The 12,343-nt window shown below is 52.1% G+C and carries 9 protein-coding genes; 5 read left to right on the top strand and 4 right to left on the bottom strand.

Annotated elements, in window-relative coordinates; all coding sequences use genetic code 11:
- Nucleotides 1-219: 219 nt before the first annotated feature.
- Both LOC67_RS18850 and LOC67_RS18845 read right to left on the bottom strand, forming a co-directional pair.
- The gene (locus tag LOC67_RS18850) at nucleotides 220-1,254 is read right to left on the bottom strand and encodes a dipeptide epimerase (RefSeq protein ID WP_230264256.1); all 1,035 of its coding nucleotides are present in this window, start codon (nucleotides 1,252-1,254) and stop codon (nucleotides 220-222) included.
- Nucleotides 1,251-2,306 carry a DUF1611 domain-containing protein gene (locus LOC67_RS18845; protein ID WP_230264255.1) on the bottom strand — a complete coding sequence of 352 codons (1,056 nt, stop codon included), beginning with the start codon at nucleotides 2,304-2,306 and terminating at the stop codon, nucleotides 1,251-1,253. Before LOC67_RS18845 ends, LOC67_RS18850 begins: the two co-directional genes overlap by 4 nt.
- 171 nt (nucleotides 2,307-2,477) lie before the next feature.
- Between LOC67_RS18845 and LOC67_RS18840 the strand changes: the two genes are divergently transcribed.
- The 3 genes from LOC67_RS18840 (at nucleotide 2,478) to LOC67_RS18830 (ending at nucleotide 6,965) form a co-directional block, all read left to right on the top strand.
- Nucleotides 2,478-2,990, top strand: coding sequence for a hypothetical protein (locus tag LOC67_RS18840; protein WP_230264254.1), 513 nt, complete (start codon nucleotides 2,478-2,480; stop codon nucleotides 2,988-2,990).
- A 275-nt stretch (nucleotides 2,991-3,265) separates the two neighbouring features.
- Nucleotides 3,266-6,103 carry a hypothetical protein gene (locus LOC67_RS18835; RefSeq protein WP_230264253.1) on the top strand — a complete coding sequence of 946 codons (2,838 nt, stop codon included), beginning with the start codon at nucleotides 3,266-3,268 and terminating at the stop codon, nucleotides 6,101-6,103.
- A 187-nt stretch (nucleotides 6,104-6,290) separates the two neighbouring features.
- Complete coding sequence (locus LOC67_RS18830) at nucleotides 6,291-6,965, top strand: nitroreductase family protein (protein ID WP_230264252.1); 675 nt, start codon at nucleotides 6,291-6,293, stop codon at nucleotides 6,963-6,965.
- 241 nt (nucleotides 6,966-7,206) lie between these two features.
- On the opposite strand, the gene LOC67_RS18825 is transcribed toward LOC67_RS18830, so the two are convergent.
- Nucleotides 7,207-8,226, bottom strand: a complete 1,020-nt coding sequence (locus LOC67_RS18825) for a DUF1593 domain-containing protein (protein WP_230264251.1) — start codon at nucleotides 8,224-8,226, stop codon at nucleotides 7,207-7,209.
- A gap of 187 nt (nucleotides 8,227-8,413) precedes the next feature.
- Between LOC67_RS18825 and LOC67_RS18820 the strand changes: the two genes are divergently transcribed.
- Together LOC67_RS18820 and LOC67_RS18815 are read left to right on the top strand one after the other, a co-directional pair.
- On the top strand, nucleotides 8,414-10,498 hold the full coding sequence (locus tag LOC67_RS18820) for a DUF4038 domain-containing protein (RefSeq protein WP_230264249.1): 2,085 nt from the start codon (nucleotides 8,414-8,416) through the stop codon (nucleotides 10,496-10,498).
- 362 nt (nucleotides 10,499-10,860) lie between these two features.
- Nucleotides 10,861-11,619 (top strand): PEP-CTERM sorting domain-containing protein, encoded by a 759-nt coding sequence (locus LOC67_RS18815; RefSeq protein ID WP_230264247.1) that lies wholly within the window; start codon nucleotides 10,861-10,863, stop codon nucleotides 11,617-11,619.
- Nucleotides 11,620-11,778: 159 nt separating this feature from the next.
- On the opposite strand, the gene LOC67_RS18810 is transcribed toward LOC67_RS18815, so the two are convergent.
- Complete coding sequence (locus LOC67_RS18810; RefSeq protein ID WP_410001160.1) at nucleotides 11,779-12,330, bottom strand: FKBP-type peptidyl-prolyl cis-trans isomerase; 552 nt, start codon at nucleotides 12,328-12,330, stop codon at nucleotides 11,779-11,781.
- Between the last annotated feature and the right edge of the window lie 13 nt (nucleotides 12,331-12,343).

Below are 12,343 nucleotides of genomic sequence, written 5' to 3'. Positions count from 1 at the left end.
TGGGAAAGTGATCGCCTCGATTAGTACGATCAACTTTTCAATCAACCGCACGCCACGATTGTAAAGCCTGACGTTGCCCCACGTTGAAGAATGTGCCGCCTAGCGTCTTGTTGATACCAACTTTCGGTCTTCCCCGAAGTCGCGACGGTTTCGCAACCCCAGAAGGAACAGACGCTACGCTCAAGGAGTGTTTGGCGATGATCGAAAGTCATCAGGCTTCTAAGGCGGCGTCATTTCACTGAAGTAGTTCACGCCGCTACCGAATAGGTCGTTCAACTTGATCTTACCTTTTTCGATCGTCACGCCCTCGGCGACGTCTTTGGATATCAAGACAGCCCCGTCTAAATCGGCATAGTCCAAAAGCGGAGCAAGCTGTGCAGCGCCGGAAATGCCAACGGAGCTTTCGACCATGCAACCGACCATCGTCTTCATTCCCAGCCGTTTTGCCTCTTGCAACATCCGCACCGCTGGGGTCAGCCCGCCACATTTGCATAGTTTGACATTCACACCATGGAACAGGCCTTCGCAGCGTGCGACGTCCGCTTCGACAAGGCAATTTTCGTCGGCAATGATTGGCAAAGACGACTCTTCGAAGACTTTCCGGTGATGCTTCTTTTTCGAGTCTGCTGGCAACGGCTGCTCAATAAATTCGACTCCCAATTCTTTCAGCTCGTGGGAATATTCGATCGCTTGCTCGGCGGTCCAACCGCAGTTCGCGTCGATACGGAAAACTGCCGAAGTGACCTCACGCAATCGGCGAACGATTTCGACGTCATGCTTAGTCCCCAGTTTGATTTTGTAGATTTCCCATCCGGCATTCGCCCGCAGCTTGGAAACCATTACATCGATCTCGTCGATCCCTATCGTGTAACTTGACTGTGGAATCTGCTCCCATGCCAAACCCAAGATCTCGTAGGTCCATCTTGCACTTAGCTTGCCAAACAAGTCATAGGCCGCGAGATCAAGTGCAGACAGCGCGAACATGTCCTTATAAAGCTTGGGCTGCAGAAGCTGCCACAATTCCGCTGGGTGCCCGAACTGATAGGACTCAATTGCCTCGGCGCATGCCAGCACAGAGTCGGACATCGATTCGATCGAATGTCCGTAGTACTCATTGGCGGTGACTTCGCCAAATCCGCGTTGGCCTTCGTGTTCCAATTCGACGACCAACGATTCTTGAGTCGTCATGGAACCACGAGCAATCGTGAATTCATACTCGAGCGGTAGCTTGACCGGATGCAACCGAATCTTCACGGGTTCAGCTCCTTTTGCAATTTCTCGACAGCGTCTGCGAGGACTCCCGCACCGTCTCGATAGACGTCGCAAACCGGTAGCCCTAGCTCCGCTTCCAGCGTTGCTTTTTCGCGAGCCGCTTCATCCTCACTGATTTTTCGACCGTTCATCGCGATGCCAATCATTCGACATGGGTTTCGCAACGAAGCCACGAGTTCATAAGTTTCAATCAGTCGCTTCAGTGGCAGCAGAGGTATCCCATCGAGCCCTTTGACTTCTTTACGTCCAACCTCGTAGACAAAGATCAATCCGTCGGGCGCACAACCATGTAACAATCCATGGGTCACGGCGGAAAACGCCGGATGCGATATCGAACCTTGTCCTTCGATTAACAATATTTCGTGTTGGTCGTTGCGACGCACCAAGCGTTCGGCAGCCCCGTTAACGAAGTCAGCGACGACGCAATCGATGGGCACGCCTTCGCCGGAAATCATGATCCCGGTTTGCCCAGTGGCCAAAAACTTTGCGTCATGCCCACGCCGTGAAAGCTCCTGCTGGACCTCGACCGAAGCGACCATTTTGCCGACCGAACAATCTTGACCGACGGTATGAATTCTCAAACACCCTTGGCGAAAAGGCTGTCCCGTCGCGGTCTCTTTCTCGGTGTTCTTACGGACGTCAATAAGCTGCCTTCCGTTTTGCTCAGCCAGCGCGACCAATGCCTCATCGGCGGAAAGAAAGTCGTGCAAACCGGAAACGACATCGATGCCTTTAGTAAGCGCCTCACGAAGGATCGGATGCCACGCCGCTGGCAATTTACCGCCCGGTGGCGCGATTCCAATGAAGATCGCATCAGTCCCCTCGACCAAGTAATCAACCACAGGAACACCATGCCCCGTAGCAAACAGCTCGCCCGCATCTTTTCCAGCATGCTCGCTATCCAACACCGCGATCACGTCCTCCGTTCGGTACCGCAACAAGCTGATCGCAGTCTTCGCAAGGAAAGGTGTTGAATAACCATCGGTCAACAATAATATCCGCCGATAGCCCGATAACGGAGCTGTTTCTGTCACTTTGTGTTCCCCGAAAAACCAGTGGTGTTGGTCAATTTTATTCGCCGCCGAAATTCTACCAGAGCGGTTCCGGCCGCGCGGTTGCAATGCGATCTTGTGCGATGATTAACTGTTGGGTTGAATTGTCACGCACAACCAAAACCCCTTTCACCCGTTAGCGAGTGTCTCGCCATGAAAACAACAATTAAATCCGTACTGATCGCACTACTTGTTTCGATTTCCGGTTGTTCAAAAATCGCTGAGACCGCAACCGAGAAAGCAATTGAAGCTCGGATGGCCGAAGAAGGCATGACATCGAGCGTTGACTTGAACGATGGCGGCTTCGATATTCAAGTCAACGGAGCCGAGGGCACCGCTCAATACACTGTCGGCCCAAATGCCAAAGTTCCTGCTGATTTACCAAAGGATATTCCTGTCTACAAAAACATCACCGTCAACATGGCGCATTCAAACGCAGCCCAAGGTGCTTTTGTCGTTCAAGCCAGCACTCAAGACGACTTCCAGAAAGTCGTCGACTTCTATAAATCATCCACAGCCGAAGCAGGCTGGAAAGAAGAAACGCTCGCCAAGCAAGGTGACACGATGTGGATGATCGGGCTCAGCAAAGATGACCGTGTTCTACACGTCGTTGTCGCCGAAAACGGTGAAGGCGTGAGCATTACTCAGAACACCGAACGCAAATAACGCCATCCAAGCGTCAAACGAGGTGGCGTGATTCGTTGGACCCCGCCTGCGTTTCTAAGACAAGCTAGCCGCGATCAGAAAAGTAGCGGATCGGCCGACTTTTTGGTTCGCGTTGACATCTAATTCCGCGGCCTTTCGATCGGGCCAGACGGACCTGAAAGGGAACGACTTTTATTTCACACTGACGCACCCACGATCACAAACTCTGCTAAACTCCCCGCCAGGGTGGAATGGATCCACCCGCACAGCCTTTCGCAGAGTATACCGATCGGGAAATGACATCTCTCCGAGTCCCTCGTGACCGCGTTGTCGACGCCGTGCCCGTCGCATTTGCCGTGATCATCATCAGCTTTTTTGGTGATGTCCCATTGGCAGTTCCCGCCAGCATGCTGCATCTTTGGCTCTGGCTTCGGCATCCTCGAAGCAAATCTCGCTACCTGATTTTCTTTTCTGTCGTTGGCCTGATACTCAGTTTTCAGATCGTATTTCCTTCGATCTGGTCGTGGCTAGAGTCAACAGATCCGCGATTGAACTCTTGGCAGCCAAGTCGCTCCGAAGATGTTTCCCATGTGCTGATCTCGATCTCGGCAACAGGAATCGTCCCAATACTGTTTCGCTTGTGGTCTCGCCGCTCTCTCACCGCCGGAATGGATCATCAGCTGATCCAACATCCTGCGGTTAAAGCGAACAAAACAGAACGATCTCGTGCCGGGATCTCAGACTTGCTCGCGCTATCATGCCTTTGCGCTGTCGTGTTAGTTTGCCTACGACAAGATTGGGATACTTTCCGAGATTCCCTTACACCGAGTTGGACAGCGATCCTAGCGATTCTGTATTCGATCATCGGAATCATCGCGATGCGTGCGAACGCTCGCTGCAGTTCGTCGGCTGCCATACTTAATTTGCTTCTTCTCTGGGCGGCAGGGTTTGCCACTCTACGAGCCACCATTTGGCTGATCATGTTGGCTAGACAATCGTGGTTAGCGAATCCTCCGTGGCTTTCTGAAATCGACGTCATCGAACTGAACAATTTGACGTTGGGATTTTCCAGTTTGCTGATCGCGATTTTTCCATGCATCTGCCGACAGTGTGGGATCACGCTCGATACCACTCGCACCAAACAGTCGCTACCAACAGTTGAAGGAACCGATCAAACCCTTTCAGCGACGAAAGCAATTGCAGACATCGCACCCAGCAAATTCGCTCCACTGACTCGGCAGTTAACTTTTGTAGCGGCCGTTTCACTTCTGACTCTATTCCCCTTTACCCAATCCGTCTCCTACAGCAGCAACTACCGAGTTGCAGGTTGGCCACTACAGTACTGGATCGCATGGCGTGATTCTCACACGACGATTCCATGGTATTGGATCGACATGGCGGACTGGTCGACCACGGTGTTCCATTGGCCATCCTTGATCCTGGACGTGTGCTTTACGCTTGCGGTCGCCACAATCATCCTGCCAACTCAACGCATTCGCAAACGGTTTTCCAACCGGTCGTTGAAGCTCGCACGGTTGTCACTTGTATCACTATTCGTGACCTTGGTTATCTATAAAGGATTCGTCGAACCGATGAATCGCCATCGCGGGCTAGAGCAACTGCCCGGTGTGACAGTGCTGGCGCAAGACGCTGATATCGTCCTCGATCCGATTCAATTTTCGATACGATTTGCGAACGCCCTCGCAACCGACGATCATGTCTTTTCCCTTCGAGCACCAAGCTCGGTCATGCTCGAACGGGCTGGTGCCGAGTCGATTTCTCGAGTGCTGGCAACGCCAACGATTGAAAAAATTGAGTTCTACGCGTGCGGCCTGTCGTCATCCAACATCAGCGACATCCTCGAACATCCGAAGTTGAACGAACTGACGATACACGACTGCAAATTGCCATGGGAAACCGTCAAGCATATTCTGCAATCACAAAACCTCGACCAGTTCTCAATCACAGATGAAGACCGCAGGATTCGTTTTTCTGCGTGCGAGCCCTTCTTGAAAGGATCACCCCAAGGCAAGGGCAATCAATTCCACGAAGCGACCTTCGAAGTCTCAGGATGTGCATTGGAAGTCCCCGAATCAATCGTCAAATTGGAATTGATCGTGCCCAATGATTCCGATTCGGAATTCAGGATCTCTGGAGGAGACAACCTTCTCAAATTGGATGTTCACAACACCGTGGGTTACATCCCACAAACCGTTTGTACGATTTCCTTGGAAGACGTTCCAGAACTCCAAATCATTTCCCTAGACAACTATCAGCGCATCAATCTGTCGATCGACGAGGCGCCAAAACTGGCAAGCCTGACTGGTTACTTTGATCGAGTCACCTTCCATGAAGCACGTTTAACATCACTTCAGATCAATGGGCCAACTTCGCTCAATCGCATCGCACTCGACTTGTCCGAATGCGAGAATATTGATCTAGGTCCCTCAGCGAAACACCCTTTCGAGCACGTCGCGCTCTGTGGGTTTTCCGGTGTATCAATCCCCGATTCGACGCCACTGGCATGCGAGTCCTTTATTCGTGGAATTCAATGTTGGCCTGATCAATTCATCACGAACACGATTTCGTTGCGTGGCATCAAAGTTTCTTCGGAAGTGATTGCTGCCCTGCCAAATGCCGCGCGAATCGAATTTGCGGACTGCGAATTCGATGACGCAAATCGGTCTTGGCCGATGGATGGGCAAACATCAGTTGAATCCATTCACGCTCCCAACTTCGCCCCTTCCATTGACATCCTCCGCCAGCTGATCAATCAGGCACCCTACCTATCCGACTTGACCATCGACGGTTCAAACTTGACAGACCTTCCCATCGAACTGTCCCAAATCACGAATAGCATCGAAATCAGAAACCTGCATCTCGCACCTGAAAAAGCTGAGGGATTCGACTGGGGTGAACTTCAATACTTGTCGCTACCCAAGTTACAAATCCGGGAATCAACACTGTTGACCTGGAATCTCTCCGCGATAATCGAATTGGATTTGAGAGATTCGAAAATCTCCCTGTTGACTGCTGAGAACATGTCGACTGCTGAGAACATGTCGACTGCTGAGAAACTGAAAGCCCGGTGGCCCAGAATGATGAACGTCTTCATCGGGCCCCACACCGAATAACATGGCTCCTACGGTCGGTTCACGAACAGTACTCGATTACAAGTCATTGAAGTCCGCAAAACATTGTTGCTCACACGAAACAAGTAGGGATTGCCAGAGGGTTTGGACTGACTCAAGATGTTCGAACCCCATGTCCAATTCCGGCATCACTGTTCACTGATTGCCGAACTCCAACAAGCATCCTTTCGTGCCCGATCCTACTGAATTGACGACGCCAGAATTTCGTTCCGTTGCCAAGACCATCAAGTCGCGTGTGACATTGAAAGTCCTTGCCGATACCGCAAATCCGTTCGAGCTATCCGAGGCAAACGTCCAATCAAACAATGCGATCGTACTTGAATCACTTGAAGTCGCTGGCATGGCTCCCTTTCACTACGATCGTGGAGTCGACTCGATTGCAGAGCCGTGGCGAGCGTCGGTGCTATGGCACGAAGATTGTCGCCGTGTCGCAGCTCTGCTGGATCAATGGGGCGGATCTGAAAGCTCTGCAGGAAAACTGCCGGCAATGTTTTCGGCTTGCGGCGCCGCCGTGTTGATCACGTGGCTGCCACAGTTCCGCAACGCCGCTGAAGCCAAGCAGGAGCAGGTCGATGTCGATGACGAACACTTGGCGGCCACATCAGCAATGGTACAAAATTTGTTGCTGTTACTAACCGCATCAGGTATGGGCACCTACTGGTCCAGCGGTGGAATCCTTAAACTGCCTCACGTCAATCAACGCCTGGGAATCAGCAACGGCGAAAAGTTGATTGCTTTAGTTTTCGCCGAATACCCCGAAACGATGCAGCTTGCCGCCGAACGCAAACCCGGCAAGCACCGAGACAGCCGATCCCATCGCTGGATCCGCACCGTCAATCTGTAGACGCAGCACCGACAACAAACACAGCGTCAATCATTCCTCGGTCTAAACTCCGCAGGAATAACTTCGTCGCCATGTTTAGACATGGTACGTCGATCCGAATGCTTGGGTCTCTTTCCCGTCGTTTTTGTATCGATGAACCTGTTGCCCCTATAAGTCGCAACCGTCGTGCTAGGGGGCGATTGAGCGAACCGATAGCGTCAAACCGGTGCCTGCGCTGCCAGGTCGCAAACGAACCAAAGGGCTAATCTCTCAACCAATCCATTCGTTGTTGCCAATCGATTAAAAAATCGGATCGCCAACGATTCACTGTTTTTGCTCCAGGTCGATTTCCGTCGCTTAGTGCCGGCGACGGGTTGTCCGTCCAGTAGTTGGGCCCGTGATCGGTCTTTACAAATGCTCCGCCCCAATGAGCAGACTCCGGCTTATCGGCCTGACCTTTCAGCAGGTACAGCAGCGACGGAGTATCGCCCATTTTGATATCGCGTTTCTTGCTCCAGAAAAGATCTCCCAGGGCACCATGTCCTTGAACATGGCGTCGCGGAAAAGCTTTGTTGTCCTGATCGCCCTCTTGATCGCCGCCGATATACATTCCGCGAAACGTCGTGTCGCTTTCGATCCACCATAAATCAGAATGCTGCTCGAATAGATACGCTCGCGACGCTTCGTCCTGGCGTGTATTCCAAGATCCGATCGAATAGACACGAAGTTGTGATTTGATTGATGGATCATCGTGAACCGCTTGTGCGACATCAGTGAGACTGCCCCAAACCAAAACCCACAGCGGGCGTTCGTCGTTTGCTTTGGCTTTCTCGATTAGCAATCTTGAACCATCGCTCGGCTCGTCCCAGCCTTTTGGAGACGCTGACGCGATCGCGCCTTGAACGGACAGTTTGCGCAGTTCATCAGGCGATGGAAATGACCTCCCCGAGTTGTCGAGCAATCGATGGTAGTCAGACTCGTAAGCGTCCAAGACTTCGTGAATGTGCTGCAATCGTCCGGCATTTGGTGGCGATGAGATCAATCCTTCGATGTCCAATACATCAGCGTAGAGCAGCAGATGCACCAAAGATTGAAAATCGTCGGGGTCAGAGCCACCGATGTCAGTCGAGATCAACACTCGCATCCGCTGACCGGCCAACGCGCCACCTTTCAGACTCTGTTTTTGGACTGAAGAAATCTCGTTGCTTGGCTGAGCCGAAGTAACATCAGCGAACGGAATGACAATTAGAAAAGCGATGGTGGTGATCGTTCGATACATCATGTCGAGACTTCTGAGTTAAAATTCTAAAGTCCTAAAAGGCTTCGTTGGCGAGCAAACTCGATCGATTGAGTGTAACGCGATTTCGTGAGCCGAACCACGCAGGCCATGTTGCAAACCTTGTTTGCTTTTTCAAGCCTGATAACTGGCACATGGCTATTTAACGCTCCGTATTTGGCTGAACTGTTTAATGACACGAACGAACTTCAATACTTCAGTTTGCACTTCACAGCTCGTTCAATCCGCAGTGTTAACGAGCGTGTTTTGGCTCGCGGCCTTCGCTCGCGCCGACGAACGGATCATCATCGAAGACAGCTTGGTCGGTTCGACCAAAGGCACCGTTGTCGGCGGCCAGCTTTCGCCAAACGGCTATCAACCGAAAGAGAAAACGAGACATATTCTCTATCGGCTGCCTCTCACGATAAGACACGGCTACATGGAATTCGAAGTCCACGGAATGAGCCCTGACATTCCAGAGGATTCGTCTCATGCCTTCTTTGGCATGTACGAGGGCCGAGGCCTGGAAGAGCCAATCAAATACGCGATGGATTTTCGCGAGAACCATTTCCGATTCCATGGACACTGGCGGCAAAACCGCAATTCATTCAAAGCCGTCATCTCCTGTGCTCGTCCAAGCCAAGATAACAACGAGACGACGCCGGCGATCTTTGAAACCAAGAACGGCAAAGCCAACCGTGATTGGTCAGAAGAACCGACCGGTGACAACTTCGATTGGGACCCGAAACGATGGCATAAATTTCGCGTCGCCTGGGGCGAAGGTCGTTTCGAAGTCGCCATCGATGGCAAACAGGTTTGGGCGGTCCAAAACGCACCCTTCGAATATGCTCCCCTCGAACAACGTATTTGGCTCGGCAGTGCACCGGGAAGGGACAACAAGTTGCACAACGAGCTTCCCAAGATCACTTATCGCAATTTTAGACTCGTCGCCCTGTCGCCTGAAAATCAGCCGCAAAAATCTACTTCCGACGTGCAACTAAACCGGGCTGCCACCTGGACTCAGCCATTGCGTGTCGATGCGAAATACCCACACCATTTCCGCAATGAAGACAACGATCATCCATTCATCTTCAACAAGACTGCTTGGCATTATTTCACTTGTCGACATCCTGAAATTACACTCGATCGCGCACAAAGGATCGGTGCCAATGTCATTCGCGTTCATCTGGAAGGGAACCCGTACAACGAAGCGTTGGGCTTGGATGCGTGGCCCTGGGGTGGATCTCGACAATCACCGGACTTCGACAGCTTTAACGATGACTACTGGGATGAAGTTGAATCACGTATCAAAGCCGCTGGCGAACGAGGCATTGGGCTGAACCTGACTTTGTTCATGAAGCTGAAACTGCCCGATCGACCGGAGTCATTCCAGCGAGTCCTTCCCTACCTGCGACGCGTCATCGATCGCTTGGCCAAGTACCCGAACATTTTTTGTTGGGAGGTACACAATGAACATTCAAATAACCCCGACTTTCAAGCACAGGTGGGTCGGTTCATGAAAACCAATGACCCATTCAAACGACCTGTGATTTCTTCCAACGGAACGACCGACAATCCACTTTGGCCCAATGCGGACTGGATGGACATGGCGTTGGTCCATCACTGCACCGGCAGCACTCCGACGTATGACTTGCGTGACTGGTACCTTGCGATTGCACGCAACCTTCGCGTCTTTGGCAAACCCGCATTCAACAATGAACCCGGACGTGAACGCCGTCATGCCAACAACGATGCCGTCCACCGCCGCAAACAACTTTGGATCGCAGCAGCCTCCGGTGGCTACACGACTTGGCATTCCTGGGACGGTTGTGAAGGCATCGACGATTCGGTCTATGCCGCGAAAGGGGAACAGTATGTTCGCCCATTTGTTGACTGGTGGTCTGCGAGAGATTTTTGGCGCGTCGACCCCACCTTTACCACGCTTACTTTGTCAGACACCGACCCAAATCGAAACGAGTTGATCCCGGCTGTCCTTACATCACAAACCAAAGACCTCACACTGGCCTATTTATTCACACGCAGTGGCGGTTTAGAGATCAAGGATCAGAACGTGCTACTGCGACTGCAAGACGGTCGTTATAGAGTAGCGTTCTACAAACCGGCGTCTGGCAAGGTGATCGGTCAGACCATCGCAATCGAAGCCAGTCGGCGACAAGGCGTCCAAACGCTCAAACTGCCAACCTTCACCGACGACCTAGCGTTGCAGATCGAACAGATCCGAAAGGGCGAGAACACGTTGATTGATGGAACGCAATGAGCAAGCGGTTGTCCCGTAATAGATGTTCAATATCCACGTGTATCCATGCGGATCCTCAGCGTCGAAAAAGCTAATTTCGACCGACACTCAATTTCAACAACAGAAGAATTCCAACTCATTCCCTGTCGCGTTGATGCCACCTCATCGCTACCAATAGGGACAAATCGCAGTCTCTGTAGACCCGTGGGCAAAAATCATTGAAGAGGCTTAGAACTGCGAAAAACTGACAAAAGGCGACGTTTGAACACCTGCCTCCACACAAGCCCTGGCGGGGGGGCTTACAATCGGCATCACCTCTTCAGCGTTTGTTCGATTGGACGCGCGACATTCCTTTGTCAGTTCCCCATGATTTGGTTCTTCTGATGCGACAGGTTTTCTATTCAATCGCGATCTTTGCGATCGGAGTTTCTTGTTTTCCCGATTCTTCCACCGCTGCGGTCATTACCTGGGGAGCCGTCCAAGCGACGACGACCAGTGCTGCCGATGACATCGTCGACGGTGGTGAAGTCATCCTGGCAATCAATGGTCAGAGCCAACTCAATAGCAGCTCGCGACGCCCCGGATCAGTGGTCCTCGATGGCATCACATTCCAATCTCTCGATTACGATCAGTTTCTCGGAGCATCGGCAATCGACGATCAACGTTCACTGTCGCTTCCCGAAGGACGTACCACCGGCGATGCAGACTACGACGTATTTCTAAATCATGTCGCGTTCGTGAACACATCCAACGCGACAAACACTGCGAACACAGGCCTGTCGGGGACGAACACAAACGCGGTCTACCCGATCCAAGGATTGACCGCTGGCCAGAATTACTTGATCCAACTGTGGTACACCGACGAACGGACTTGGCTTGATCCTCGGACCGCCATCTTTGGCGACAATGAATCGACCGAGAGCGTGGTGACGCTTCCGGGACGTGGAGCCAACGGATTCGGAAACTTTGTCATCGGCAACTTTACAGCCGATGCGACCACTCAAGATTTGCGAATCGCCATTGACGCGGCACAGCGGTCCCATCTGACAGGATTGATGGTTCGTGCCATCCCCGAACCGTCCGCCGCTTCGCTACTTGGTTTCACTTCGCTGCTGCTGGTAGCTCGACGAAGAAAACGTTGAGCACAATCGGGTAGACCGATTCTGCCACACGGCGAATCTTTGCGACCGGGTTTCTGAAAATTCAGCGAAGGTTAAATCGCGATAGAAACCAGTTCCAAGCGGTCACGCCATGCCAGGGCACGATCGCTGCAAAGCGCAACCAAAAGAAGGTTCAGCTAACTACTGGACGTCGACGAGTTCGACGATGAAGTGCAGATGCGAATGCGGAGGGATCGATCCCGGTGAACCGCCTTCGCCATACCCCAATTTTGATGGGATCCAAAGTTCGATCATGCCGCCTTCACCAACCAATTGCATGCCCTCGGTCCAACCGGCGATAACATTCCCCAATGGAAATGTTGTTGGCTTGCCACGCTCATAAGAGCTGTCAAAGACTTTGCCGCTATGCAGCCAACCACGATAATTGACGGTGACGGTACTGCCAGCGGTTGGCTTCTTTCTGTCGGTCGCTCTAAGGACACGGTAACGCAATCCCGAATCGGTCGCAATAAACTCTGGCTTTTCCCCTGCGTCGACCGGTCCGGTACCCGTTTGAAAATCCGGCCTATCGAAAAATGTGACGCTATTCCACGGTGCTGGGGCCGCAGGAGTCTCTGCAACGTCAGCAGACAGAAACTCGGACGGAATTTCGTCGCTACGTTTCGCGGCTGAACGACATCCCGTCGTGATCAATGCGCAGCCCAAAACACACAATAGCAACCGATTTTTCATCGTCATTTCCAAG

This window comes from Stieleria sp. JC731, assembly GCF_020966635.1.
Taxonomy (GTDB): Bacteria; Planctomycetota; Planctomycetia; order Pirellulales; family Pirellulaceae; genus Stieleria.
This window is presented reverse-complemented; position numbering and strand designations above follow the sequence as displayed.

Bases quoted from the DNA above. Each gene is read 5' to 3' on its own strand.
- LOC67_RS18840 (WP_230264254.1), top strand. From the start codon at position 2,478: ATGAAAACAACAATTAAATCCGTACTGATCGCACTACTTGTTTCGATT.
- LOC67_RS18835 (WP_230264253.1), top strand. From the start codon at position 3,266: ATGACATCTCTCCGAGTCCCTCGTGACCGCGTTGTCGACGCCGTGCCC.
- LOC67_RS18825 (WP_230264251.1), bottom strand. From the start codon at position 8,226: ATGATGTATCGAACGATCACCACCATCGCTTTTCTAATTGTCATTCCG.
- LOC67_RS18820 (WP_230264249.1), top strand. From the start codon at position 8,414: ATGACACGAACGAACTTCAATACTTCAGTTTGCACTTCACAGCTCGTT.
- LOC67_RS18815 (WP_230264247.1), top strand. From the start codon at position 10,861: ATGCGACAGGTTTTCTATTCAATCGCGATCTTTGCGATCGGAGTTTCT.
- LOC67_RS18810 (WP_410001160.1), bottom strand. From the start codon at position 12,330: ATGAAAAATCGGTTGCTATTGTGTGTTTTGGGCTGCGCATTGATCACG.